24 protein-coding genes are annotated in these 26358 nt (G+C 68.0%); 4 read left to right on the top strand and 20 right to left on the bottom strand.

Going from position 1 to position 26358, the window contains the following annotated elements; genetic code table 11:
* Positions 1-37: 37 nt before the first annotated feature.
* From WEA29_05595 to WEA29_05665, 15 genes are all read right to left on the bottom strand, one after another.
* Positions 38-2212, bottom strand: coding sequence for a bifunctional (p)ppGpp synthetase/guanosine-3',5'-bis(diphosphate) 3'-pyrophosphohydrolase (locus WEA29_05595; GenBank protein ID MEX2323226.1), 2175 nt, complete (start codon positions 2210-2212; stop codon positions 38-40).
* Positions 2213-2315: 103 nt separating this feature from the next.
* Positions 2316-3377 carry a protein translocase subunit SecF gene (gene secF, locus WEA29_05600; protein MEX2323227.1) on the bottom strand — a complete coding sequence of 354 codons (1062 nt, stop codon included), beginning with the start codon at positions 3375-3377 and terminating at the stop codon, positions 2316-2318.
* Positions 3374-5020 carry a protein translocase subunit SecD gene (secD, locus tag WEA29_05605; protein MEX2323228.1) on the bottom strand — a complete coding sequence of 549 codons (1647 nt, stop codon included), beginning with the start codon at positions 5018-5020 and terminating at the stop codon, positions 3374-3376. The genes secF and secD overlap by 4 nt, the downstream gene beginning before the upstream one ends.
* A 4-nt stretch (positions 5021-5024) precedes the next feature.
* Positions 5025-5327, bottom strand: a complete 303-nt coding sequence (gene yajC, locus WEA29_05610; GenBank protein MEX2323229.1) for a preprotein translocase subunit YajC — start codon at positions 5325-5327, stop codon at positions 5025-5027.
* A gap of 52 nt (positions 5328-5379) precedes the next feature.
* Positions 5380-6498, bottom strand: coding sequence for a tRNA guanosine(34) transglycosylase Tgt (tgt, locus tag WEA29_05615; protein MEX2323230.1), 1119 nt, complete (start codon positions 6496-6498; stop codon positions 5380-5382).
* A complete protein-coding gene (gene queA / locus WEA29_05620) occupies positions 6495-7502 on the bottom strand; it encodes a tRNA preQ1(34) S-adenosylmethionine ribosyltransferase-isomerase QueA (GenBank protein ID MEX2323231.1) in 1008 nt (335 codons plus the stop codon). Before queA ends, tgt begins: the two co-directional genes overlap by 4 nt.
* Before the next feature lie 91 nt (positions 7503-7593).
* Entirely contained in the window at positions 7594-8619 is a 1026-nt protein-coding gene (ruvB, locus tag WEA29_05625; protein ID MEX2323232.1) for a Holliday junction branch migration DNA helicase RuvB, read from the bottom strand.
* Positions 8616-9185, bottom strand: coding sequence for a Holliday junction branch migration protein RuvA (ruvA, locus tag WEA29_05630; protein MEX2323233.1), 570 nt, complete (start codon positions 9183-9185; stop codon positions 8616-8618). The genes ruvB and ruvA overlap by 4 nt, the downstream gene beginning before the upstream one ends.
* On the bottom strand, positions 9182-9679 hold the full coding sequence (gene ruvC, locus WEA29_05635) for a crossover junction endodeoxyribonuclease RuvC (protein MEX2323234.1): 498 nt from the start codon (positions 9677-9679) through the stop codon (positions 9182-9184). Before ruvC ends, ruvA begins: the two co-directional genes overlap by 4 nt.
* Before the next feature lie 62 nt (positions 9680-9741).
* The gene (locus WEA29_05640) at positions 9742-10482 is read right to left on the bottom strand and encodes a YebC/PmpR family DNA-binding transcriptional regulator (GenBank protein MEX2323235.1); all 741 of its coding nucleotides are present in this window, start codon (positions 10480-10482) and stop codon (positions 9742-9744) included.
* 166 nt (positions 10483-10648) lie between these two features.
* Positions 10649-11215, bottom strand: a complete 567-nt coding sequence (gene pdxT, locus WEA29_05645) for a pyridoxal 5'-phosphate synthase glutaminase subunit PdxT (GenBank protein ID MEX2323236.1) — start codon at positions 11213-11215, stop codon at positions 10649-10651.
* Positions 11215-12096: a pyridoxal 5'-phosphate synthase lyase subunit PdxS gene (gene pdxS / locus WEA29_05650; GenBank protein ID MEX2323237.1), complete on the bottom strand. Its 882-nt coding sequence runs from the start codon at positions 12094-12096 to the stop codon at positions 11215-11217. The genes pdxT and pdxS overlap by 1 nt, the downstream gene beginning before the upstream one ends.
* A 54-nt stretch (positions 12097-12150) precedes the next feature.
* Positions 12151-13197 carry a glycosyltransferase family 4 protein gene (locus WEA29_05655; protein ID MEX2323238.1) on the bottom strand — a complete coding sequence of 349 codons (1047 nt, stop codon included), beginning with the start codon at positions 13195-13197 and terminating at the stop codon, positions 12151-12153.
* Entirely contained in the window at positions 13197-14078 is an 882-nt protein-coding gene (locus WEA29_05660; protein MEX2323239.1) for a hypothetical protein, read from the bottom strand. The genes WEA29_05655 and WEA29_05660 overlap by 1 nt, the downstream gene beginning before the upstream one ends.
* Entirely contained in the window at positions 14075-14668 is a 594-nt protein-coding gene (locus WEA29_05665) for a CDP-alcohol phosphatidyltransferase family protein (protein MEX2323240.1), read from the bottom strand. The genes WEA29_05660 and WEA29_05665 overlap by 4 nt, the downstream gene beginning before the upstream one ends.
* Positions 14669-14750: 82 nt before the next feature.
* Here WEA29_05665 and fusA point away from each other — a divergent pair, with 82 nt between their 5' ends.
* The 3 genes from fusA to WEA29_05680 are packed head-to-tail and all read left to right on the top strand — an operon-like array spanning position 14751 to position 18728.
* Positions 14751-16790 carry an elongation factor G gene (gene fusA / locus WEA29_05670; GenBank protein MEX2323241.1) on the top strand — a complete coding sequence of 680 codons (2040 nt, stop codon included), beginning with the start codon at positions 14751-14753 and terminating at the stop codon, positions 16788-16790.
* Positions 16787-18070: a citrate synthase gene (locus WEA29_05675; protein ID MEX2323242.1), complete on the top strand. Its 1284-nt coding sequence runs from the start codon at positions 16787-16789 to the stop codon at positions 18068-18070. Before fusA ends, WEA29_05675 begins: the two co-directional genes overlap by 4 nt.
* A gap of 49 nt (positions 18071-18119) precedes the next feature.
* Positions 18120-18728 carry a hypothetical protein gene (locus tag WEA29_05680; GenBank protein MEX2323243.1) on the top strand — a complete coding sequence of 203 codons (609 nt, stop codon included), beginning with the start codon at positions 18120-18122 and terminating at the stop codon, positions 18726-18728.
* A gap of 41 nt (positions 18729-18769) precedes the next feature.
* On the opposite strand, the gene WEA29_05685 is transcribed toward WEA29_05680, so the two are convergent.
* The 3 genes from WEA29_05685 to thrS form a co-directional block, all read right to left on the bottom strand.
* Positions 18770-19234, bottom strand: coding sequence for a hypothetical protein (locus WEA29_05685; GenBank protein MEX2323244.1), 465 nt, complete (start codon positions 19232-19234; stop codon positions 18770-18772).
* Positions 19231-21792, bottom strand: a complete 2562-nt coding sequence (locus WEA29_05690) for an MMPL family transporter (GenBank protein MEX2323245.1) — start codon at positions 21790-21792, stop codon at positions 19231-19233. Before WEA29_05690 ends, WEA29_05685 begins: the two co-directional genes overlap by 4 nt.
* Positions 21793-21865: 73 nt before the next feature.
* Positions 21866-23794: a threonine--tRNA ligase gene (gene thrS / locus WEA29_05695; protein ID MEX2323246.1), complete on the bottom strand. Its 1929-nt coding sequence runs from the start codon at positions 23792-23794 to the stop codon at positions 21866-21868.
* A 113-nt stretch (positions 23795-23907) separates the two neighbouring features.
* On the opposite strand from thrS, the gene WEA29_05700 reads away from it, so the two are divergent.
* Entirely contained in the window at positions 23908-24078 is a 171-nt protein-coding gene (locus WEA29_05700; protein ID MEX2323247.1) for a hypothetical protein, read from the top strand.
* A gap of 63 nt (positions 24079-24141) precedes the next feature.
* Here the strand turns inward: WEA29_05700 and WEA29_05705 are convergent, their stop codons facing one another.
* Both WEA29_05705 and WEA29_05710 read right to left on the bottom strand, forming a co-directional pair.
* Positions 24142-24588, bottom strand: coding sequence for a peptidoglycan-binding domain-containing protein (locus WEA29_05705; protein MEX2323248.1), 447 nt, complete (start codon positions 24586-24588; stop codon positions 24142-24144).
* Positions 24589-24649: 61 nt separating this feature from the next.
* On the bottom strand, positions 24650-26182 hold the full coding sequence (locus tag WEA29_05710) for a molybdopterin-dependent oxidoreductase (GenBank protein MEX2323249.1): 1533 nt from the start codon (positions 26180-26182) through the stop codon (positions 24650-24652).
* Positions 26183-26358 lie beyond the last annotated feature (176 nt).

Genomic DNA, 26358 nt, shown 5'->3' on the forward strand with positions numbered 1-26358 from the left:
GCCGCCCCTCAACGCTTCTTGACCAGAGATCCGAGACTCAGCCGCCCGGTACCAGCCGGTAGGCGTCGTACACGCCCTCCACCTTCTTCATCTCGACGATCGCCCGATCCAGCGTCGCCGTATCCGAGAGCTCGATCTCGAATCGCAGCACGGCCACCCGATCGCGGTTGGTCAGCGACGACGACGACACGATGTTGGCGCCTAGGTCCGACAGCGCCGTGGTCACGTCACGGAGAAGCCGCGGTCGATCGAGAGCCTCCGCCTGCACCGCAGCCCGGAAGGCACCCGACTGCTCGGCCCCCCACCCGACCTCGATCATTCGCTCGGCCCGCTCCCCCAGCGACTCCATGTTGGTGCAATCCGCCCGGTGAATGGACACCCCGCGACCGACGGTGACGAACCCGACGATCGCATCACCGGGCAAGGGCGAGCAGCACCGAGCGACCGTCACCAGCATGTCGTCGAGGCCTTCCACCGTGAGGTTCCCCACCGGCGTCCGCAGCGCGGGCTCCCCCTGAATCGCCTCGTCGATCATCTCGTCTGCCTCGTCGGGACGCACCAGTCGGACGAGGCGGGACACCACGGTCTGGGGTTGGACGTTGCCCTCGCCGATCGCCTGGTAGAGAGTGTCGAGGTCGCGCATGCCCAGGGCGGTCCCGACCTCGGCGAGGAAGCGGTCCCGCTTGGAGGCCCCCAATCCCAGACCCTCTCGGCGGACCAGCTTTGTCAGCGTCTCCTTGCCCTCGACGATCGCCTGCTCTCGCCGCTCCCGGGTGAACCACTGACGGATCTTGGCCGCCGCCCGCGACGTGCGGACGAAGGCGAGCCAGTCCCGGCTGGGACCGTCCGTCTTGGACGTGATCACCTCGACGATGTCGCCCGAGGCGAGACGAGTCGAGAGCGGGACGAGGCGCCCGTTGACCCGAGCTCCGGTCGTACGGTGCCCCACTTCGGTATGCACCGAGTAGGCGAAGTCCACGGGGGTCGCCCCCTGCGGGAGCGTCTTGACGTCACCGTTCGGCGTGAGGACGAACACCTCGTCCTGGTACAGATCGAGTTTCAGACCGGCGAGGAAGTCGGACGGGTCCTCGTACTCCTCCAACGTCTCCATCAGGTCTGCCAGCGAAGGGAGCGCGTCGCCGCCCCCCTCCTTGTACCGCCAGTGAGCGGCGATCCCCTGCTCGGCGCGATCGTGCATCTCCTGGGTCCGGATCTGTACCTCGAGGGGCTTCCCGTCCGGGCCTACCACCGTCGTGTGGATGCTCTGGTACAGGTTGAACTTGGGCATCGCTATGTAGTCCTTGAAGCGACCCTGCACCGGAGGCCACCTCGTGTGCACCGTCCCCAGCGCCGCGTAACAGTCCCCCACGTCCTTGGTGATGATGCGAACACCGATGAGGTCGTGGATCTGATCGAAAGTCAACCCGCCGTCGACCATCTTGCGGTAGATGGAATAGATGTGCTTCGGGCGACCGGTGACCTCTGCCGACACCCCGCTGTCGGCGAGGAGCCGTTCGATTTCGGACGTGACCTCCGCCAGGAATGCGTCGCGCTCGGGTGCCCGTGCCTTCAGCAGCTCGACGACCTCTTCGTAGCGCTTGGTGTGGAGGATGCGGAAGCAGGCGTCCTCCATCTCGTGCTTGATCTCCTGGACCCCCAGGCGGTGGGCCAGCGGGGCATAGATCTCGAGGGTTTCGGCGGCCACCCGCTCCTGGTGTTCCGGGGGCAGCGGGTGGATGGTCCTGATGTTGTGGAGTCGATCGGCGAGTTTGATGAGGATGACCCGCACGTCGCGAGCCATGGCGATGACCATCTTGCGAATCGTCGCCGCCTGCTGCTCCTCACGGTTGGAGAAGGAGACGCGATCGAGCTTGGTGACGCCGTCGATGAGGGCCGCCACCGTGGAGCCGAACTCCTTGGTCACGTCGTCGAGCGTCATCTCGGTGTCCTCGACGGTGTCGTGGAGCAACGCCGCGGCGACGGTCTCCGCGTCTAAACCGTACCCGGCGAGGATCCCGGCGACGGCCAGGGGATGGGTGATGTAAGGCTCGCCGCTCTTGCGGAACTGGTCGGCGTGGCTGGCTCGAGCCAGTTCATAGGCGCGGTGGATGAGGCGATCCGGCTCGCCGGGATGGTGCCGCCGGTATAGGCTCAGCACCGGCTCCAGCTCGGCGATGACGGCGTCGTCCGGTCGCGCCACCCTTTCAGCCATGCTCCGCCTTCGGTGCCCTCATCGCATGATTGTAAGGGAGCCAGGTCAGACGGCAGACGGCGCCACGCCGCAAGCTGCACGCTGGCGGGCCGAAGCCCGCCACTCACCGACTCTTGCGGCGCTTCCGGGGTGGGCGAGGTATGGCCGTCCCGGTCGACGGGATGCGTGGCCGGTCGCCAGCATCCGCCGGGGTAGCCCTGACCGGCGCGGTGGTACCGGCCTTGCGATCGAGACGCAGCCGGACCCGCTGCCACCGATCCTCGCGCTCGCCCCAAGCGGCATAGAGGGGTCCGGCGACGAAGAGCGTCGAGTAGGTGCCGATGGCGATACCGATGAGCAAAGCCACCGCAAACGCACGCAGCGTGGTGGCGCCGAGGAGAAACGCCCCCACCAGGAGCAGACTGACGATCGGCACCAGCGTGGTGAGGGTGGTGTTGATCGATCGCATGAGGATCCCGTTGAACGACTCGTTGACGATCGACGTCAGCGTTTGCCGATCGCCTCGCTCCTTCACCGACTCGAGGACCCGGTCGAACAGGATGACCGTGTCGTACAGCGAGTACCCGAGCACGGTCAGTACGGCGATGACGGTCGCCGGCGACACCTCGAGCCCCACGATGGCGTAGATCCCCGCCGTCGCCAGCAGGTCGTGCAACAGGGCCGCTATCGCCACCAGGGCCATCTTCCACTGCAGACGCCAGGTCATGTACAGGGCGGCAACGGCGAGGAAAACGATCAAAGCCCGGATGGCTGCATCGGCGATCTGCCGCCCGAAGGTGGGACCCACCGACTGCCGACCGGCGTCGGAGGGATCGGACCCGGTGACCCCGGCGAGTGCCTCGACCAGCGCCTGCTCGCGGTCGGCGTCCAGGCGGGTGGTCTGGACACGCATCTCGGTGCCCCCACCCGACTCCTGCACTCGCGCCCCGGTGATCCCGAGGGCGTTGACCCGGTCGCGCACCTCGGCGACCGAGGCCCCGTCCGGGTTGGCGATCGTCACCACCGTTCCGCCCTGGAAGTCGACACTCAGATCGAACCCGCCACGCAGGGCGAACACTCCGGCAGAGACCAACAGCAGGATGGCGGACAGCGCGAACCACCGGCGACGCGACGCAACCACGTCGAACGTGGTGCGCCCCCAGTAGAGGTCGGTGAACAGGCTCATCGGACCGACTCCTCGGGGTGCCCAGTGGCCCCGCGGATGCTGAACCGGCCGCCGTCGCCGAGGCGGGTCCTGGCGAGCAGCGACACCGCCGGGCGCATGTATGCGACGCTGATGAACAGCGAGGCCACGGTGGCGATACCGAAGGCGAGAGCGAACCCCTTCACCGAGGCGGTTGCCAGCAGAAACAGGAGCACCGAGCCGACGAGGGCGAGGGAGCTGGCGGTGACGATCGTCCGCAGCGCCCTTCCGTAGGCGTGGTCGATCGCGGCGCGCAGCGACCTGCCGCGCTGCACTTCTTCCTTGATGCGTTCGAAGTACACGATGTAGGCGTCGCTGCTGATGCCGATCGTGACGATGAGGCCGGTGACCCCGGCCATCGTGAGCGTCACCCCGCGCCAGGCTCCGAGCAGCGAGAGCACGGTGAGCACCAGGGCAGCGAACACGAACAGACCGACGACGCTCACCAAACCGAGAGCCCGGTAGTAGAGCAGCAGCATGATCGAGACGAGTGCGAGGCCGATGGTGCCGGCGATGATCCCGGCGCGCATCGAGTCCGCCCCGAGGGTCGCCGAGACCGACTGGACACTCACCTGCTCGAGCGCGACGGGAAGGGCGCCATACCGCAGGACCACGGACAGCTCCTGAGCGTCCGTCTGCGGGTTGCCGCCGCTACCGATGCTGATGATCGCCTCACCGCCGGGGATCCCTACGTTGGGATCGACGTCGGTGCCCAGAGGCGGAGCCGACTGGATCGTCGCGTCGAGCACGATGGCGATTTGCCGCCTGGGATCACCGAACCCGAAGCGGGCGAGCTCACGCGTCATGTCCTGGAACTGCTGGGCGCCGAGGGAATCGAAGCGCAGCGACACCACCCACTGACCGACGGCCGAGCCCCGACTGTTGGCGAAGAACTCGGCCCTGGCGTCACTGAGGTTCGCTCCGAGGACCCGTGCGGGGGCAAGGTGATAGACGATGCCACCTCCGGTGGCGAAGTCGGTGGCAAGGAACGCCTCGAGCTCCGGGGCGGGGCTCACGGTGAGTCCACTCTGTCGGTCCACACAACCGGGCTGGTCTACCTCGTCACACCAGGTCACCCCCTCGGGCAGCACGATGTCTGCGGTGAGCTCCTCGAGGTCGAGCATCGTGGTGGTCGTGGTGTCGTCAGGGTTGGTGGTCGTGGTGGTGGGCGGCGCCGTGGTCGTCGTCGTCTCGTCGTCGTCCGGCGTCGTGGTGGTGGTGGTGTCCTCGGGTGGCACCTGCAAGAAGAGTGGGCTCAGTCCCGGGACCGGACTCACGTCGAGCACCGGGCGGAACTCCAGGCGGCCGGTGGTCCCGACCGCAGCCAGGGCCCGATCGCGGTCGGTCACCCCCGGGAGCTGTACCTCGATGTTGCGCTCCCCCAGCACCGAGATCTCTGGCTCCTGCACATCACCGAGGGCTTCGATGCGCCTCCGCATGATCTCGACGGCAGTGTCCAGGACGTCGGCTTCGGTGTCCTGTGGAGCTTCGAGGACCACCGAGAACCCACCCTGAAGGTCCAATCCCAGCCGGGGAGGGACGTCGAGCGCCAGCGTCGCCGCCAAACCACCGAACACGGTGGTGAGCGTCAATAGCAGTGTGATGACCGAGGCCCGACGCGACATCCGGCTAGGCGCTCACCTTGCCGGCCAGGGCGCGCTTGGCGACCCGCAGCCGACCGCCCCCTTCGACCGCGATCACTGCCGTGGCCTCGTCGATCGACTCGATCACCCCATAGATGCCGCCGATCGTCTGGATCTCGTCTCCGACGGCGAGGGCCCCGACGAGCGCTTCATGGCGCTTCATGCGGGTCCGCTGGGGTCGAATCATCAGGAAATAGAAGAGTCCGCCGATGACCACGGCGTAGATGACGAGCGTGGCCCAACCGGACGCCGCCGGTTCGGCTACCTCACCCGCGAGAATGCTGAACATCCGTCCTCCGGAGATCGAAGCGATGCGACTCGATGAGCCGCGGCCGGTCAGCCTAGCGGTCTCCCGCTGGGTTGGCCCTCGACCGGGTGAGGGCGGCACGATAGGCGCCGAGAGCGCCTCCGATGATCGCCGCTCGGGTCCCGGCCATCACCCCGAGCGTGTAGGCGAGGTTGTGGATGCTCAACAGTTGCATACCGAGGAGCTCACCCGTCATGTGCAGGTGCCGCAGGTAGCCGATGCTGTAGGCGGCACAGGTCGAACAGCCGCAGTCCGGGTCGATCGGGCGGTTGGCGGTGGCGAGGTCGGCCCGCCTGATCGAATAGTCCCCGAGGCGGCTGAGCACCTTGCCGTGCCGGGCGAGTCGGGTGGGCCAGACGCAGTCGAACAGGTCACACCCTCGCTCCACGGCATCGAGGACCCCTTCGGTGTCCCCCAGCCCCATGACGTAGCGGGGCTTGTCGCCGGGCAGCTCGCCACACACCACGTCGAGGGCGGCGTTGCGATCCTCCGTCGACTCGCCCACGCTGAGACCACCGATCCCGAACCCTGGGAACCCGAGTTCGGCGGTCTTCCGGGCACTCTTGGCCCGCAATTCGTCGTCGACCCCGCCCTGGACGATGCCGAACAGAGCCTGATCCTCCCGCCGATGCGCCGCCACGGCGCGCTCCGACCACCGCAGCGTCCGCGCCATCGCCTCGGCCACGGCCTGACGGTCAGCCGGCAGCCCGACCAGATGATCGAACACCATGACCACGTCGGCTCCCAGGCCCTCCTGGATCTCGATCGACGACTCCGGAGTGAGGCGCACCTTCGCACCGTCGTACACCGAGCGAAACGTCACGCCGTCCTCGTCGATCGTCGGATCCAGGGAGAACACCTGGTACCCACCCGAGTCGGTGAGGATCGGCCCGTCCCACGCCATGAACTCGTGGAGGCCCCCGAGCGCGGAAACCACGTCGACGCCGGGTCGGAGCATCAGGTGATAGGTGTTGGCCAGGACCATCTGGGCTCTCACCTCCCGCAGATCGCGATGGTCGAGCCCACGAACCGTGCCCCGGGTGCCCACCGGTATGAAGGTCGGGGTCTCCACCCGGCCGTGGGTGGTGTCGAGGATCCCCGCCCGGGCGCCGTCGTCGGTGGCGACGGTGTTGAACGAGATGGGTCCCGTCATCGGCTGCGCTGGGCGAGCATCGCATCGCCGAAGGAGAGGAATCGATACCCGCGGCTCAGCGCCGTCTCGTATGCCGACCGCCACGCCTCGCCCATGAAGGCGCTGACGAGAACGATCAGGGTGGAGGCGGGCACGTGGAAGTTGGTGACGAGCAGGTCGACCACCCGAAAACCGTACCCGGGCTGGATGAACAGATCGGTGCTTCCGCTGAAACGGCCGAGTGCTGCCCCCGCTGCGGCGGACTCGAGTGCTCGCACGACCGTGGTCCCGATGGCGACCACGCGGCCCCCGTCGCGGCGCGCCGCGCCAACCGCGGCGACGGTCTCATCGGGTACATCGGCGTGCTCCGAGTGGATGTCATGGTCGGCGACACGCTCGACTGAGATCGGGCGGAAGGTATCGAGCCCCACCTTCAGATCCACCGAGGCCACCGACAACTGGCGAGCGCCGAGGGCGGAGATGAGGTCGCGGGTGAAGTGGAGGCCGGCGGTGTGTGCGGCCGCCGAGCCCGGGCTGGTGCCGTAGACCGTCTGGTAGCGCTCTTCGTCGGCGAGCTCGCCATGGAAGTACGGCGGCAGCGGCAGGCTCCCGGCTCGCGCCATTGCCTCCTCGAGGCTCCCGACCACCGGTACCAGCACGCCCTGGCCGTCCACCGGATCGCCTCGTAGGACGACCACGGTGTCCCCGAAAGCAAGGCGATCGCCGTCGTGGAGTCGTCGGGTAGGTCGCATGATCGCCTCCCACGACCCGTCGGCAGCCGACCGCAGCAGCAGGGCCTCGATACGGCCACCGGAGGGCTCGCGGCGCCCTTCGAGACGCATCGGACTCACCCTCGTCCGGTTGATGACCACGATGTCCCCGGGTTCGAGCAGGTCCGGCAGCTCGCGGAACGTGTGGTCGGTCAGGTCCCGCGTGTCCAGCAGCCGCGAGGCGTCCCGAGGCTCCACCGCTGACTGGGCGATGGCGGATTCGGGGAGGTAGTACGAGAAGTCAGAGGTTCTCACCCGGCCATTCTGGCCGGGCGCAATTCGCGATTCGCGATTCGCGATTCGCAAGACACGCTCGCAACCGGCAGCGGGCAACCGGCAACCGGCCCTAGAACAGTGCCTCTCCCCCAGGGCGCTGAGGCTCCTCGAGGCCGAGGTGTCGGTAGGCGAGCGGCGTGGCCACCCGGCCACGGGGCGTGCGCTGCAGGAAGCCCATCTGCAGGAGGAAGGGCTCATAGGCGTCCTCCACCGTCTGAGGCTCCTCGGAGACGGCGACGGCCAGGGTCGACAGCCCGACCGGACCACCCCCGAACTTGTGGATGATCGCCTCGAGGATCGCCCGGTCGACCCGGTCCAGGCCGATCGCGTCGACTTCGAAGACCTCGAGTGCCCTGATCGCGGTGTCGACGTCGGCCTCGCCGGTGCCACGCGCATCGGCGAAGTCCCGGACCCTGCGCAGGAGCCGGTTGGCAACCCTCGGCGTCCCCCGGGACCTGGAGGCGATCACCCGGGCCGCCTCCCCGGCGACCCCCACGGAGAGGAGCGGGGCCGATCGTCGGACGATCTCCTCGAGCTCCCCTTCCGGGTAGTAGTCGATGCGGGCCACGTAGCCGAACCGGTCCCGGAGCGGAGCCGACATCCTTCCGACGCGGGTGGTGGCGCCCACCAGGGTGAACGGCGGCAGGTCGAGCCGGATCGACGCGGCACCGGCGCCCTTGCCGACCACGATGTCGAGCTGGAAGTCCTCCATGGCCGTGTACAGGATCTCCTCGACGACGCGCGGCAACCGATGGATCTCGTCGATGAACATCACATCGCCCGCCTCGAGGTTGGAGAGGATGGCGGCGAGATCGCCGGCCCGCTCCAGCGCGGGCCCTGAAGTCACCCGGAGTCGGGTCCGCATCTCGGCGGCGATGATGGCGGCGAGGGTCGTCTTGCCCAGACCCGGCGGACCGCTGAACACGATGTGATCGAGCGGGTCGCCGCGGCCGCGGGCCGCCTCGATGAGGATGGAGAGGCGCTCCTTGAGATCCGCCTGACCGACGAACTCGCTGAGCGACGTCGGCCGGAGTCCCGCCTCGAAGGCGACGTCCTCGTCGTTGGCGCCGGCGGCGAGCAGTCCCTCTTCCCTCATCGCCCACCCATCTTCTGAAGGGCGGCACGAAGCAGATCCTCGACGTCGATCGAGGTGTCGAGCCCTTCGAGAGCCTCATGGATCTCGCCGGTCGTGTAGCCGAGACCCTCGAGCGCCCGCCGCACCGCCGAGACCCCGCCACCGGCCTCCACATGGACCACCCCGGCGTCGAGGCGGGACCGCAATTCGATGATCAGCTTCTGGGCGGTCTTGCCGCCGATCCCGGGCACCGCGGTCAGCGCGTCGGCATCGCCGGAGTGCACCGCGGCCCGGATCTGATCCGTGGTCATCGTCGCCAGCATGGCCACCCCCAGCTTGGGACCCACCCCCTGCGTGGCGACGAGCACCCGGAACAGGTCGCGCGTCGCTTCGGTGGTGAACCCGTAGAGCGCCATCTGATCCTCACGGACGTGGAGGTGTGTGTGCACCACGACCTCCTCCCCCACCGGCGGAAGGTCACCGATTTCGCGCGACGGCATCGCCACCTCGTGTCCTACGCCGCCGACATCCACCAGGACCCAGGCACCGCGCCGAGCGGCGAGCACGCCACGCAGCCGACCGATCACGATCCACCCCGCACCGCGAGACGCAACGGAGCGGCCTGGGCGTGGCAGAGGGCGACGGCCAGGGCGTCATAGGCATCGGCGGGGGCACCACCCGTAGGGACTCCCAGGCGTCGGCTCACCATCGTCTCCACCTGAGCCTTGCCGGCGCGACCGCTCCCGGTCACGGCTCGCTTGACGGCCGTCGGGGTGTATTCGTAGACCGGAATCCCGGCCACCGCCGCGGCCAACATCACCACTCCCGAGGCTCGCCCCACCGCCATCGCCGTCTGGAGGTTCCGATTGACGAAGACCTCTTCGATCGCCAGCTCCTCGGGTGCGTGCTCGACGATCAGACCGACCACATCGGCATGCAACTCGGCCAGCCGACTGGCGACGGGGGCAGCCGGATCGGTGCGAATCGTCCCGGCGGCGACGACCTTCACGCTGGCGGCGCGGACGTCGACGACCCCGTACCCGGTCGTCGACAGCCCGGGGTCGATCCCGAGGACAAACATATGTTCGATAGTGTACCCGGCGACCGGCCCCCGTCCAGGGATTCGATTGGGACCGCGCTGCCTCAGCCGGCAACCGCCTCCAGCACCTCGTCGGAGAGCTCGAAGTTGCCGTACACCGCCTGCACGTCGTCCAGGTCCTCCAATGCATCCACCAGACGGAGCACCGAGCGCGCCGTCGCTTCGTCCAGGGGCACCGTCACCGTCGGGATCCTGGTGATCTCCGCGGTCTCGACTCCGAAACCGCCGGACTCCAGCGCCGACCGCACCGCGGCGAAGTCGCCGACCTCGGTGATCACCTCCACCTGGTCCCCCGAGGCTCGGATGTCGTCCGCTCCGGCGTCGATCACCGCCGCCATGACCTCGTCCTCGTCGCCGGCGACGAGGAAGTACCCCTTGGTCTCGAACAGGTAGGCCACCGAACCGGGCTCGCCGAGATTGCCCCCGTGTCTGGTGAAGGTCGAGCGGGTATCGGAAGCGGCCCGGTTGCGGTTGTCGGTGAGCACCTGGACGTACAGGGCCACTCCCCCCGGGGCGTAGCCCTCGTACCAGATCTCGTCGTAGACGGCACCCTCGACCTCACCGGTCCCTCGCTTGATCGCCCGGTCGATGTTGTCGTTGGGCATGGAGTGGCCCTTGGCCTTGTCCATCGCCTGCGAGAGAGCGGCATTCGCCGCCGGGTCGCCCCCACCCTCCCGGGCGGCCACCTCGATGGCCCGGGCGAGCTTGGCGAAGATCTTCCCCCGCTGGGCGTCCTTCGCCCCCTTCTTGTGCTTGATCGTCGACCACTTGGAATGGCCACTCACGGGCGCGACCTCCTGGCGTCAGACGTGCGAGGGCGGGCCAGCTGTCCCACACGCCGCGGGGCGCAAGCGCAATTCGCAATTCGCAATTCGCAATAGAAGCCCGCATGGTGCCTGGTCGGGTCTTGCGATTCGCGAATCGCGAATCGCGAATCGCGAGGCGTCAGCCTCATCGCTCCATCCCCAACAACATCTCGTGCACCCGGGTCTCCCCCGCCACCTCCGGATGGAACGAGGTGGCCAGGATGTTGCCCTGGCGGACCATCACCGGGTGATCGTCGACGGTGGCCAGCACCTCGACCGCCTCGCCGTACTTTTCGATCCAGGGAGCCCGAATGAACACGGCGCGCACCGGCCCGTCCACGCCAGTGACCGTCAGATCGGCCTCGAAGGACATGTCCTGGCGTCCGAAGGCGTTGCGCTGGACGATCACGTCGAGGACTCCGAGCTGCACCTGCGGCCGCGACTCGGTGGTGCCGGTCGCCAGAAAGATCATCCCCGCGCAGGTGCCGAGCACGGGGAGTCCGTCGGCGATCGCATCACGCAGCGGCTCGACCAGGCCGTATCGATCGGCGAGCAGACCGATCGTCGTCGACTCCCCGCCCGGAAAGACGAGGGCCTGGATGCCGTCGAGGTGTTCCGGCAGCCGGACCTCCACGATTTCGGTGCCGAGGGATTCCAGCACCGCGATGTGCTCGCGGAAATCGCCCTGCAGGGCGAGGACGCCTACCCGCATCACCAACCCCGGTTCTGGAGCCGTTCCTCGGGTGACAGAGTGTCGATCTCGATCCCGACCATCGGCTCGCCGAGCCCTCGGGACACCTTGGCGAGGATCTGGGGGTCCTTGAAGTGGGTGACCGCGTCGACGATGGCCCGACCGCGGGCCGCCGGGTCCCCCGACTTGAAGATGCCCGAACCCACGAACACGCCGTCACAACCGAGTTGCATCATGAGGGCGGCATCAGCCGGTGTGGCCAGCCCGCCGGCGGCGAAGTTGACCACCGGCAGTCGGCCGGTCTCCGCCACCTCCTGGACCAGATCGAACGGGGCACCGAGGTCCTTGGCCGCGCCCATCAGCTGTTCCGGATCCATCGAGTGGACACGCCGCAGCCCATCGTTCATGGTGCGCATGTGTCGAACTGCCTCGACGACGTTGCCGGTGCCGGCCTCGCCCTTGGTGCGAATCATCGCGGCTCCCTCACCGATACGACGCAGGGCCTCGCCGAGGTCGCGGGCACCGCACACGAAGGGCACGGTGAACGCCCACTTGTCGACATGATGCGCTTCGTCGGCGGGTGTGAGCACCTCGCTCTCGTCGATGTAGTCGACACCGAGCGCCTGGATGATCTGTGCCTCGACGAAATGTCCGATGCGGACCTTGGCCATCACCGGGATGGAGACGGCTTCCATGATCTCTTCGACCTTCGTCGGGTCCGCCATGCGGGCCACTCCGCCGTCGCGACGGATGTCGGCAGGTACCCGTTCCAGGGCCATGACGGCGACCGCTCCAGCCTCCTCGGCGAGCTTCGCCTGCTCGGCGTTGGTGACGTCCATGATCACGCCACCCTTGAGCATGTCCGCCAACCCGCGCTTCACGCGGTCGGTTCCGCGCTCCATCGAGGCTCCTTCGTCGATCTGACCACCGAGTGTACCGCCGTGGGCGCGTAGCGCTCAGCGGCGGGCGGCGAGGGCATCCTCGTAGGCCAGCAGGTACGCACCGAGCACGACGCCGCGACCGAATTGGCGCGACCGTCGCAAGGCGCGCCCTCCCAGGTCGACGCGCAGCGTCGGGTCGCCGAGGAGGATGTTGACCGTCGACGCCAGGTCCACCGGGTCCCCCGTCCTGGCGTACAAGGCGGCGTCGGCACACACGGCCCGGAAGGCGTCGAGATCCGAGGCAACGACGGCGCACCCCGAAGCGAGACCCTCGAGTCCCACGATGCCGAAACTCTCTCCGCCCAGGTTGGGTACCGCCAGCACGGAAGCCGAGGCGAGCAGCTCCCGCTTCCGGTCGTCGGCGACGCGACCCAGGAACGTGACGCCTTCGGGACCCGACTCCCGAACGGCCCCGACGACGGTCAGCTCGACGCCCGGGTGGCGGCTACGGATCAGCGGCCATGCCTGGAGCAGGACGTCGAGGCCCTTACGAGGCTCGTCCCGACCGATGAACAGCACCCCGGACCGGGGCCGAGGATCGTCGCCGGGGCGATAGTCCTCGAGGTCGATGCCGTTGGGGATGATGCGGACTGACACGACACCCTCTACCGCGGCGGCGGCGACGGCGCTCACCGCGGTCGCCACCGCGATCCGACCGCCGAGGCGCCGCAGCATCGGACGAGCCAGCCGGTAGGCCCGTCGAGCGGCTCCCTCCGGATTGGCGTGGAAAGTGGCGACGATCGGCGGTGCCGCGGCCGACAGGGTCCCCAGAGAGACCATCGGCATGAACGGCTCGTGGAGGTGCACGACGTCGGCGTCGGCCACGGCCCGGGCCACCCGACGGGCCACCCTCGGATCGATGGCCACCGGAGCCCGCGACCGGTTGGTCGGGACGGTCCGATAGCGACCGACGTGTCGGGTGCCCTCCGGTCCCCCGCCGCCCGGAGCGACCGCCCAGGCCTCGTGACCGGCGGCGCCCAGCCAGGCGACGATCCTCGTCACCTGATCCTGCACGCCTCCAGGCTCGTCGAAGGCATACGGAGAAACGACGGCGACCCGCATCACAGCTCCCGATCGCTGGGCCAGTTGGCCTGCACCAGATGCCACTGCTCCGGCGCCACCCGGATGATCTCCTCCATCACCTCGGCGAGTCGCTGCGTTCCCTCCGCCACCCGTGCCTCGGCGTCGGGGAGGTCGGGGATCTCGAGAGGTGGGCGGATGTCGAACCGGTGGCCGGCGCCATCCTTGAAATAGGTACCCGCCGGGAGCAGCACGGCACCGGAGCGGTCGGCGAGCGCGACCGGGCCGGCCGGGAGGGTGGTCTGCTCACCGAAGACCACCGCCGGGATCCCTCGCCCGCCGAGGTCGCGGTCACAGAGCAGGGCGATGACCCCGCCGTTCTTGAGTCGCTCGAGCAACACCCTGGAGACACCGGAACCGGCACGGGCGATGACGATGTCGATCTCCATCATCGCTCGCATCCCGATGAACCACCGCACGATGTGCTCGTTGCCCAGGTCCTCGGCCACGGCGAGCACGCGCGCCCCCTCACGCGCCGCCCTCAGGCCGGCGATCTCCCAGTTGCCCATATGGGGCAGAGCGACGACGACGCCGCGCCCGGTGGCCACCGCGTCGCGGAGGTTGTGGATGCCGTCCATCTGCGTGCGGGCCAGAGCCGCCTCGAGTCGCCGGGCTCGCATCCAGAAAACCTCCGCCCAGTACCGGCCGTAGTGAGTGAACACCCGTCGAGCCGATCGGCGCGCATCCGCGTTGGAGCCGAGGACGCGTGTCTGATGTCGCACCGCCATGGCGAAACGTCGTCGGGAGACGAACGATGCCGCCCAGCCGATGCCGCGCCCCACGCGCCGCATCGCCGGCTCGGGGAGCAACCCGAACAGACCCGACAGGACCCGGTAGACGGCATAACCGAGGCGGTCTCTCACTCGCCGAGCTGCCGCCAGATGATGCGGAACCGCAGCCCCACCGTGAGCCAGGTGCCCACGGCGAGGATCCACACGGCGCCATGCAGGGTCGGCAGCCCGAAACCGGAGAGTCCGACCCCGAACCCGAAGACGAGCAAGCGCTCGGCACGGCCGAACAGACCACCGCGACCCTCCACGCCGTCGGACTCGGCCTTGGCGCGGAGGAACGGAACCAGCAGGGCGCCGCACACCGCGACGATCGACACCGTCACCAGCGTCGGGTCGGGAACCGTGCCGAGGTGGTAGGCCAGTCCGGTCCACATGGCCACCTCGCCGAGGCGGTCGGTGAACGAATCGAGGAGTGCCCCCCGCCTCGTCTCGGCTCCGGTGAGCCGGGCCAGTACCCCGTCGAGCACGTCGAGCAATGCGCCGAAGCCCACCACAAGAGCGCCGATGGCCAGCCTCCCGGAGCCGATGAGGAAGGCGCCGACGAGTGAGATCACGAAGCCGAGCAGCGTGATCATCGTGGGGGTCAGACCGACTCTGGAGACGAGCCGAGCGAACGGGTCGACGGCCCGAGAAACCCTCTTTCGCGCTAATAGGTCGAGCAACGGTCCACCTCGGCGCGAACCTACCACAGGCGGGGGCGACCCATGCGCTCACTAGACTCCCGACCGGCACACGGGAGGTTTGATGGGTTCGGATCAGGTGAGAAACGTCGTCCTCGTCGGCCACAGCGGCGCCGGCAAGACCACTCTCGCCGAGGCTCTGCTCCACGTCGCTGGCATCACCAGCCGCATGGGACGCGTCGAGGATGGCAACACCGTCACCGACTTCGAAACCGAGGAAGTCGACCGGGGATCATCGGTCAGTCTGGCCATGGCCCCCCTCGATTGGCGGGGACACCGGATAAACCTCATCGACACCCCGGGGATCTCGGACTTCATCGGTGAGGTACGCGCCGCCCTGCGCGCCGCCGACCTCGCGCTGTTCGTGGTGTCGGGTGTCGACGGCGTCGAGGTGCAGACCGAGGAGATCTGGCGGCTGGCCGGCGACGAGGGCATCGCCCGCGCCGTGTTCGTCAACAAGCTCGACCGCGAGCGCAGCGACTATCGCCGCGTCGTCTCCCAGCTCAAGGCGATCTTCGGCAACCGGATCGCGCCGCTCTGGGTTCCGATCGGCCAGGAGGCATCCCTCCGCGGCATCGCCACGCTGGGTCGCGGGGTCGCCCACACCTACGAAGGCGGCCTCAAGGCGACCCAGAGTGAGGTCCCCGACGAGATCCACGCCGAGGTCGAAGCGGGCCACGTGGCGCTCGTGGAGGCGATCGTGGAAACCGACGAGGCGATGCTCGAGGCATACCTCGACGGCACCGAGCCGGGGCCAGACGAGCTCATCAGGGGGATGCACCGCGGCATGGTCGGCGGGGAGGCCTTCCCCGTCCTCTGTGGCTCGGCGACCGAACTGATCGGCATCGACCGCCTCGCCCAGTTCATCGTCGACTACGGGCCCAGGCCGTCCGAGCGTCCTCATCCGCCCACCGTCTCCGGCGAGCCCCTCCCCGACACCGGGACGGTCGCCTACGTCTTCAAGACGATGTCGGACCCCTACGTCGGCCGCATCTCGTTGTTCCGGGTGTTCCGCGGTGAGGTCACCCTCGACATGGACCTGCACAACCCGCAGCGGTCGGTCACCGGTCGCATGCACCATGTGTTCACCATGCGCGGCAAGGAGCACACCGAGATCTCCAAGGTCGAGGAAGGCCAGATCGCCGCCGTCGGCAAACTCGAGGCCACCCTCGCCGGCGACACCCTGCGATCGCCATCGCTGGACGTGGTCATCGAGCCGGTACCGATGCCGGCGCCGGCCATGTCCCTGGCCATCTCCCCGCGCTCCGCGCACGACGAGGAGAAGCTGTCCACGGCCCTCCAGCGGGTCGTCGATGGCGACCCCACACTCCGGGTGGACCGCAACGTGGTCACCAACGAGACCATCCTGTCCGGCCAGGGTGATGCCCACCTCGAAGTGTCGATCGACCGGCTCGCCCATCGCTTCGGCGTCGAAGTCGATACCAGCCTGCCCCGGATCCCCTATCGGGAGACGATCAGGGGTACCGCCGACGTCGAAGGCAAGCACAAGAAGCAGTCGGGTGGGCGGGGACAGTTCGGTGTGGCCAACGTTCGTTTCGAGCCGCTCCCGACCGGCAGCGGATACGAGTTCGTCAACGAGACCAAGGGCGGCTCGATTCCGAAGCAGTATCTCCCCGCCGTGGACAAGGGCATCAAGGAGGCGCTCGACCGGGGCATCCTCGCCGGATATCCGGTGGTGGACGTTCGCGCCACCGTCTACGACGGCAAGTACCACGCCGTGGACTCGGACGAGCTCTCCTTCCGAATGGCGGGGATAATGGCGGTCCGAGAGGCCGCCACGAAGCTCGACGCCGGACTCCTCGAGCCGGTGATGCGGGTCACCGTCCGGGTGCCCGAGGATCTGATGGGCGACGTCATCGGAGACCTCAACTCGAAGCGGGGCCGTGTACTCGGGATGGATGCCGACGGTGGCGGCCGCGTCATCACCGTCGAGGTGCCGCTGGCCGAGATGCAGCGCTACTCGATCGACCTGCGGTCGATCACCAGCGGACGCGGGTCGTTCACGATGGAGCTCGCCCGCTACGAAGAGGCGCCGCCGCACGAGACGCAGAAGGTGATCGCAGCAGCCCAGGAGAACGCATGACCAAAGACCGCTCCGCCCGACTCGACTTCGAAGGTCGGACCATCGACCTCCCATACGTGGAGCCGACCCTCGGCTTTCCCGGCGTCGACGTCTCGAACCTCCGTGACGAAGCCGGCCTGCTGGCGCTCGACTACGGCTTCGCCAACACCGCGGGGACCCGCAGCGGCGTCTCGTTCGTGGACGGTGGCGCCGGCAAGCTCCTGTATCGGGGCTACCCGATCGAGCAACTCGCCGACAAAGCCACCTTCCTGGAGGTCGCCTACCTGCTCTTTCACGGGGAGCTTCCCTCGGCCGACGAACTGGAGCGCTACCGCCACGCCGTGACGGTGCACACGCTGCTCAACGAGGAGATGAAGCCGTTGTTCGACGCCTTCCCGCGCCGGGCTCATCCGATGGCGATCCTCTCGTCGGCGACCAACGCCATGTCGACCTTCTACCCCGAGTTCCAGGATCCCACCGACCCACACGCGGTGGAGCAGGCGGCACTGCGCCTCATCGCCAAGATCCCGACCGTCGCCGCCTTCGCCTACAAGAAGTCGATGGGACAGCAGTACCGCTACCCGCACAACGACCTCGACTACGCGGCGAACTTCCTGCACATGATGTTCTCGCTCCCCGTCGAGGAGTACCGCGTGGATCCGGTGATGGCCAAGGCGCTCGACGTGTTGCTCATCCTCCACGCTGATCACGGCCAGAACTGCTCGACCTCGACGGTGCGCCTCGTCGGGTCGAGCCGGGCGAACCTGTTCACCTCGGTGGCCGCCGGGATGAGCGCCCTGTGGGGACCCCTCCACGGTGGGGCCAACCAGGCGGTCGTGGAGATGCTGGAGCGGATCGCCGACGACGGCGGCGACTACGCCAAGTACGTGGCCAAGGCGAAGGATCCCGACGACCCCTTCCGGCTGTGGGGCTTCGGGCATCGCGTCTACAAGAACTACGACCCGCGAGCCCGCATCCTCAAACAGTTCGCCTCGGACATCCTGGAGCGGGGCTCGGTCGACGACGCCCTGCTCGACATCGCCAAGGGACTCGAGCAGGTGGCCCTGGAAGACGACTACTTCATCGAGCGGCGGCTGTACCCCAACGTGGACTTCTACTCGGGTCTCATGTTCCGGGCGCTCGGCTTCCCGACCCACATGTTCACCGTGCTGTTCGCCATGGGTCGGCTCCCCGGCTGGATTGCCCAGTGGCGCGAGATGAGCCTGGACCCCGAATCCCGGATCGGGCGCCCCCGCCAGATCTACAACGGCCCCCAGGCGAGGGACTACCCGACTTCGTAGCTGGCAGCCGGCAGCAGGTAGCTGGCAGCTGCTCTAGCCTCGTCCCTCGATGACTGATCTCCACGTTCGCGAACCGGATGAAGGCACCTGGGACATGGACGTCGTCGAGTTCATCGAGGACGGGCGGGTCGTCGGCATCGCGTACCTCGACGACCTGGAGCTGTTCGCCGAGTTCCCTACCGACGACGATGGTGAGCCGTGGGCCTTCGACGTCAACGATCTGCAACGCGCCCTCGACACGGCAAGGGCCATGCTCGCTCCCGAAGGCACCGACGCGCTCGTCGACGCCCCTGACCTCGGCGGCGATCATCCGGTGGACCTGCTCGCCGGGGAATTCGACGCCAGGGCCGCCCGGCGCGGCTCTGAGGACGAGGGCTTCTATCCGGTGACGGTGGCACTGTCGGTGCTGCGCCGCGCCGCCGAATTGGACGTGGCCGTGGTCGCCATGGAGGCCTTCACACTCGACGAGGTGGGGCTCGATCCGATCGGCGGCAGCGCCATCGATCTCGGTGACATCCACGCCGGCGAGCCCTGGGCGGCCTTCAAGGCCGGCTGCAACCTGCAGGCGGGCACCCTCCTGGAGCGATGGCTGGGACAGGCAGACACGGTGGTCTCGATCGAAGTTGCGGATCGCGACGGGGATCGGTTTGTGCTCTAGGCGCGATTCGCGATTCGCAATTCGCAATTCGCAAGAGTCCGCTACTCGCTACTCGCTACTGGTTCGGTGAAGGACTCGACGATGTGGCCATCTACGGCGTCGACGCGGACCAGGCCGCGTTGGGTGGGTGGGTCGTCGGCGCTGAAGACGAGAACGTTCCACACGGGACGGGCGCGGACGCCGTCGAATCCGACGACCGCTGAGGCATGACCTACCGGGAACTGCACCTCGCGGGTCGCCGCCTCCAGGGCTTGTGGATCGAGCACCTGGATCGTCCATGAACCCACCGCGTGCCAAACGGCGGCGACGGCGAACAACGCCGCGATGACCCATAGGCCCGCGATGCCAGCGAACGCCCCGGCCACGCTGTAGACGATGGCTCCCCGCAGACGGCGCCGCGTCGAAGGGATCGTGTACGGGTCGTGCTGGGTCGCATCGAGGTCGTGGGGCACCGCCTCGTCGGCGGCCACCTCGGCCGGGATCTCGATGCGACGGCGCCGACTCACCCCGAGGCCACCTTCCTGGCAACCGCCTCACGATCGTGGCGGAGATGCCAGCGATCCCACAGCACCAGGAGGCTCGGCAACACCAGGACCGCGCCGAGCATGGCGAAACCGATGGCCATGACCACCACCGTACCGAACTGCTGGAACGGCTTGAGCGACGAGGTGATCAGGATGCCGAACCCGGCCACCGTGGTAAAGGCGGAACCGGCTAGGGCGCCGCCCGTGTGGGTCATGGTGAGCCGCATCGCCTCCTCCGCCGAGGAGGCGGCGGCACGGTCCTCCTGATACCGGTGGGTGATGTGAATGGTGTAGGGGACGCCGATCCCGATTGAAATGGAGGCGATCATCGCCGTCACCGGATTGAGGGCCAGCCCGACGAGCTTCATCATCCCGAACACCCACAGCACGACGAACACCACCGGAAGCATGGTGATGATGCCCAGCCCCGGTCGACGCGCCGTCATCCCGAAGTTCACCGCCAGCAGCAGCATCGCCACACCGAGGGTCAGGAAGAGCGATCCGATCTGGGACGACTGTATGGCCGCGACAACCCCGGCGCTGACGATGAACTCGTTGGTGGGCGTCGCGGTCACGCCGGTCAGGGCCTCCAATGGGGAGAAGGCGGCGCGGAGGCCGGTGCGTAGCTGCGCCGCGCCCCCCTCCCCCGCCTGGGTGGCCACGCTGACGTCGACGTACCGATACACCCCGTCCTCGGCCGCCAGCACCCGCCGCATGGCCTCGGGTTGCGCTGCCTCGGCCAGGGCGTAGATGGCGGCGACGTCGGCATCCGGACGCACGCTCAGGTCCTCGTTGAGCCCCAACTCCATGGCCGTAGCCAGGAAGTCGGGGTCATAGAGCTCGGGCTCCCCCCCGGCTTCGGGCGGGGTGGTGAGGAAGTAGAGCACCGACAGCGGCGACTCGGCCTGGGCGCGTCCGCCGAGCGTCAGCACGAAGGGAGTGTCGGCCATCGCCTGATGCGCCAGGCCGAGAGCGTTGTGGGCCGCCGGCGTGGCCACGTCGCCTTCGATGAGCACCTGGGTGCGCTCACCGAAGCCACCCCCGAACTCCGCGACGATCGTCTCGTAGGTGACGAGCATCGTCGAGCCTTCGGGGACGAAGTCGATGAACGAGAACCTGGTGTCCAGCTTGGACCACCCGTACGCTCCGAGGCCGGCGAGGACGACGGCCACCGTGACCATGAGGGCCGGGATCCGCGTGGCGACCACCGAGGTCGCTCCCATCATCCGGGGCAGGAGACGAGCGGACGTGTGGCCCAATCCGGCCGACGGGAGCCGTCCGGCCCGTTCCGCCCGACGATCGAGCAGTATCCGGATCGACGGGACGAAGGTGAGCATCAGCACGAATGCCGAGGTGATGCCGACCGCGACCATGATCCCGAAGTCGGCGATAGCGGTCACCGGGCTGAAGATATTGGTCAAGAACCCGACGGCGGTGGTCACCGTCGCAAGCACCAGCGCCACGCCCACGGTGCGTGAGGCGCGCACCGCGGCCTCCACCACGCCAGCCCCGCCGGCCACCTCCTCACGGTACCGCGACGTGAGGTGGATCGCATAGTCGACACCGAGTCCGATGAGAAGGATGGGGATGATCTGGAGGAACTCGCCGAACGGCCCGATGATCCCCAGATACCCGGGGCCGAGGAGCACGCCGATCCCGTTCATCCAGGTGATCGACATGATGATCACCCCGAGGGCGAGGAGCACGTCGGCGGCGGTGCGACGGATCGAGCCACCGATCTTGAGCCGCCCACTTGGCTTGATCCAGAACACGAAAGCGAGCAGCCCCAAGATGATCAGGAGGGCCATCCCGAACAACCGGCCGATCTCGGCCTCGAACTCCGACTGAGCGGCGAACAGCAGTGCGAAGCTGAAGGGCTCCACCGGTACGGGCTGGCCCTCGGTGGCCGCTCGGACCTCGTCGGCCATGTCCAACTGGATCTCCTGGAGCTCGGCCTGATCCGGATCGTCCTCGAGCACGGCGAGATTGAGGAACACCACCATGAGACCCGCGGGTGAGGTCGCCGCGTCGAGGTCGGCGTTCGTCGACAGCAACCCGGTGAACTGCTCGGCGAACTCGGGCGGCAGCGAAGCGAGCACGTCGGAAAAGACCTGCTTGACCGTGGCGTCTTCGGTGGCCAGCGGATCGAGACCGGCCTCGTCATAGGCGCCGAGTATCGGGTCGAAGAAGCCGACGATGTCACCCGACGGCCGACCGACCATCAACTCCGAGGCGCGACTGTCGGCGATCGCCTGCCGGGCGAGTAGGTAGGAACGGAGACCATCGGCGGTGATCACGTCGAACTCGCTGCCGCCGACGAGCACCTGGACGGCGACTTCGGACTGCTCCGAGAACACGTCGTCGATCGTCAGCAGCGCATTGAATTCGGGCGAGTCGGGGGAAAACCCCTCGTTGCCGACCGCGGTTTGCGCCTTGGGCACGAAGGAGCCGAGGATCGCGGTGAGCACGATCGAACCGATGAGGACGGCTATCGGGGCCCGGCGCACCGCCGTCGACAGAAACCTGATGAGCAAGCGCAAGGCGAATTTCCCCTTCGATCACTGGGCGGGCGACGGGGGCAGACTAGGACAGGTCGCCGCCCTCTCCGGCCGCTCAGCGCGGGGGGCGACACAGATCGGTGAGCCGGGCCAGTGCGTCGGCCAGCGACACGCCCCGCTCCTCGTCACCGCCGAGCAATCGGACGCCTACGGTCCCGGCGCCGGCGTCGGTGTCGCCGACTACGAGCACCGCCGTCGCCTTGGACACCATGGCCCGGCGGATCTTCTCGCCGACCGTTTCGTTGGTTCTATCCACCTCTACCCGGAGTCCCTCCATCCCCAGCCGCTCGGCGACGTCGGAGGCGTACCCCAGGTGACGGTCCGCCACCGGCACCACGACGGCCTGGACCGGGGACAGCCATCCGGGGAGTGCTCCGGCGTAGTGCTCGAGAAGAACGCCAAAGAACCGTTCGATGGAGCCCATCAACGCACGATGGATCATCACGGGACGCTGCCGCGTGTTGTCGGCAGCGGCGTACTCGAGCTCGAAGTTCGCAGGCTGGGCGAAGTCGACCTGGAGGGTTCCTACCTGCCATCTCCGACCGATGGCGTCGTACACATGGATGTCGATCTTCGGCCCATAGAACGCGCCCTCGCCCTCCGCCACCTCGTAGTGGAGACCGGCGTGCTCCAGGCAGGCCCGAAGGGCATCGGTCGCCTGCTCCCACTGATCGTCGTCACCGACGTACTTCTCTGGCTTGGTCGACAGGTCGGCCTCCACGGAGTCGAACCCGAAGTCGCGCCACACCATGAGGACGAAGTCGAGAAGCGTCTGGAGCTCCTCGGTCAGCTGCTCCTCCGTGCAGAAGATGTGGCTGTCGTCCTGCGTGAAGCCGCGTGCCCGGAGAAGTCCCTGGACGACGCCCGACCGTTCATACCGGTACACCGTCCCCAGTTCGAAGAGCCGCATCGGTAGCTCGCGATATGACCGAGCGTGCGCCTTGTAGATGAGAATGTGACCGGGGCAGTTCATCGGCTTGAGCACGTACTGCTCACCGTCGTCGACGTCCATCGTCGGGTACATGCTCTCGGCGTAGAAGCCGAGGTGTCCCGAGGTCTCCCACAGGTTGCTTCGGGCGATGTGCGGTGTCACCACCATCTGATAGCCGTGACGCAAGTGGGTGCGGCGCGAGTAGTCCTCCATGACGTTGCGCACCAGCGCGCCCTTCGGGTGCCACACCGCCAGACCCATACCCAGCTCGTCGGGCCAGGAGAAGAGGTCGAGTTCGACCCCCAATTTGCGGTGATCTCGCTTGCGAGCCTCCTCGAGACGCTCCAGGTAGTCGGCCTGGGCCTTGGGGCTCTCCCAGGCCGTGCCGTAGATGCGCTGAAGCTGCTCTCGCTTCTCGTCCCCGCGCCAGTAGGCACCGGCGCTGCGCAGCAGTTTGAAGGCGGGGATCCGTCCGGTGCTCACGACATGAGGGCCGCGACACAGGTCGACGAAGTCGCGGTTGCGATAGGTGGACACCATGTCCGCTCCGGCGCCCTGCGCCTCATCGACGGACTCGATGATCTCGACCTTGTACTTGTGGTCGGCGAACAGCTCGAGCGCCTTCGCGGCCGGGATTTCTTCGCGCTCGAACGGCTGGTCCTCGGCGACGATCTCGGCCATGTGAGCTTCGAGTTGCTCCAGATCCTCAGGAGTGAAGGGGCGCCCGATGTCGAAGTCGTAGTAGAAGCCGTCTTCGATCGGTGGCCCGATGGCGAAGGTGGCCCCGTCGAAGGAGTCGAGCACCGCCTGGGCAAGCACATGGGCCGTGGAGTGCCGGATGACGAAACGCCCCTCTTCGGTATCCTCGGTGACGACCTCGAAGCCGGCACCGTCGGGCAGGGGACGACCGAGATCCCAGGGGACACCGTCGACCTTGGCGATCACCGCCGCCTTCGCCAGTCGCGGGCCGATCGCCGCGACCGCGTCGGCTCCGGTGGCGCCATCCGGAAGTTCCAGCGCGGTGCCGTCGGGAAGCGTGACCGTGATGCCCATGGGTGGCGGAGGTTACCTGTCGGTCACCCGTCACCGACGGCCGCGCGAAATCCTTGGTCGGCGCGCGGCACATCCCTAGTCTGACCGGCCGGTCGACTGAGGAGGCCACTCGGATGTTCGCACTGCTGATCGGAATCATGGGTCTGGCCGCCATCGGGCGCGGCTCGGCCCCACTCGTGCTGCTGCACGACCCCGAGCACCCCGACCTCCCATGCCCCTGGTGCCGTCACCAGACGCACGAGGACGACACGGCGTGCGTCGGCTGCGGCCGCCGCTTCGGCTGACACCCCCCTAACGCGCTGGTGCCTCCCGATCGGGAGGCACCAGTCACTCACGAGCGTCGACGACTACTTGTCGGTTCCCCGCTTGAACACCCTCGAGAAGATGCCGCCCGCCTTGTCAACAGACTTCTTCGCTTCCGCCTCCTTGGAGGTGGCCTTGGACGACGCCTGCTGCTCCGAAGCCCGCCTGGCTGCGTCGGCCCTTTCCTGAGCGGCCTTGGACCGAGCGTCGGCGGCGGCTTCTCCCGCCTTCTTGGCTGCATCGGCAGCCTGCGCGTCCTTCGCCTGGGCGAGCGACGCCGCCGTGTTGGCGGCGGCCGCCTCGAAGGCGCTCAAGGTATTCGGTCCCACGATGCCGTCGACCTGGAGGTCATGCATCTCCTGGAACCGTCGCACCGCGTCGTCGGTCTTCGGACCGAACAGGCCGTCGACCGGGCCTGGGTTGATCTTGTTGGCGAGCAACTTTCGCTGGAGGTCTTCGACCTCCGGGCCGCTCGATCCTCGTTTCAGCATCCGGTTCCTCCGTCCTCGGTGGCCCTCATGCTAGTGAGGGGGCTCTGAACCATCCCAAGGCTCAGGCCGCGGTGACCATGACCCTGTGGTGACCGCTGGCCCCGTTGGGTGCCGGGGACCGACGCTCATCGGTTTGGACCATCCCGTTCGCGTCGGTGGCCCGCACCTCCAGCCGGTGCCCCCCGCTTGCAAGATCAACGGCAGTCCGCCACTGCACCCAGGCCGCGTCGGCAAGGGGGATGCTCGTCTCGGTGGCGAGCCACGGGCCGTCGTCGATCCGTATCTCGACGGCGTCGATCCCGATGGTCGGCGCCCAGGCCACACCGGCGGCGACGACGGACCCGGCGGTGACACGCTCGCCGTTTCGAGGCGTGTCGATCCGCGACTGGAGTTTGATCGGGCCCACCTTGGACCAGCCCCGCGGTATCCAGTAGGCGTCGAACGACTCCCAGCGGGTGAGCTCGATCTCTGCCAGCCACTTGGTCGCCGACACGTAGCCGTACAGGCCGGGGACGATGAGACGAGCCGGATACCCGTGCCGACGCGGGAGCGGCTCCCCGTTCATGTACAGGGCGATCATCGCCTCGCGGTCGTCGAAAGCGGCTTCGGTAGGGAATCCAGCGGTCCACCCGTCCACGGAGCGACCGACCAGCTGAGTCGCCTCCGGTCGCACCCCCGCCCGGTCGAGCACCTCGGAGAGCCGCGGACCGGTCCACAAGGCATTGCCCACCAGATCGCCGCCGACCTCGTTGGAGACACAAGCGATCGTGACATAGCGATCGATGTGGTCCATCGCCAGCAGATCCTCGTAGGTGAGAGCCACATCGCGATCGACGAGGCCGGCGATCCGCATCTGCCAGGTGGTCGCATCCACCCGCGGGACCACCAGGGCGGTATCGATCCGGTAGAAGTCGATGCCCTCGTCAGGCAGGACGATCGGGGTCAGGCCGGCCTCGTCGAAGTCGTGGCCGTCGGCGATGAGAGCCGACCGGGGCGTGGTCGTCACCGGGGGCACTCCGACCGGGGCCGGAACCACGGCACGACCGAGAAGGGATCGTCCGACCCCACCAGCGACGGTGGCGAACGCGACCCCTGCCCCGGCCACCGCGACGAACCGGCGACGGGTCGGGTCGGCAACGACTCCGTCCGTGGGGGCATCCGGCTCCGCGGCGGCATTGAGGAGCACCCGCAACGACCAGATACCGGCGCCGGCAGCGACGACTCCGGCGATCAGCGTCCCCGCCGGCGAGATCAGTGGCTCACCGAGACCGGCCACGATGCCCAACAGACCGAAGCCGACGAACACGGCCGCACCGGCGGCAAACCGTCGAACGGCGAAGCGACCGGCGAACCAGCCGATGATCAAGGCGATGATGCCGGTGCCGATGCCCAGGACGAGTTTGTCGGCGGTGCCGAACACGCGGATCGCCCACTTGGTGACCCCGGAGGGAGAGACGGCGACCACCCAGGCGCCGATGGCCGAGAGCGGCGATGGGACACCGTCGAAGATGCCGGAGAGCAGCTCTCCCACCCCGAGGGCTACCGCAGTGGCGACCGTGCCCGAGATCCCGGCCCGTCGCCGCGTGACCATCATGCGCCTAGTACAGCATGCTCGGAAGCGTGTACATCGACCGGCGCTTTCTCGATCCGTCGGGCGTGGATCTTGATGGCCCTGGCGAGGTCCTTACGGGCGTCGGACAGGCCCGTTCTCACTTTCCTCCCCCGTAGGGGGAGGTGGCAGCGGCCGAAGGCCGATGACGGAGGGGGAGG

Source organism: Acidimicrobiia bacterium (assembly GCA_040902765.1).
GTDB lineage: Bacteria > Actinomycetota > Acidimicrobiia > Spongiisociales > UBA11373 > DATKBG01.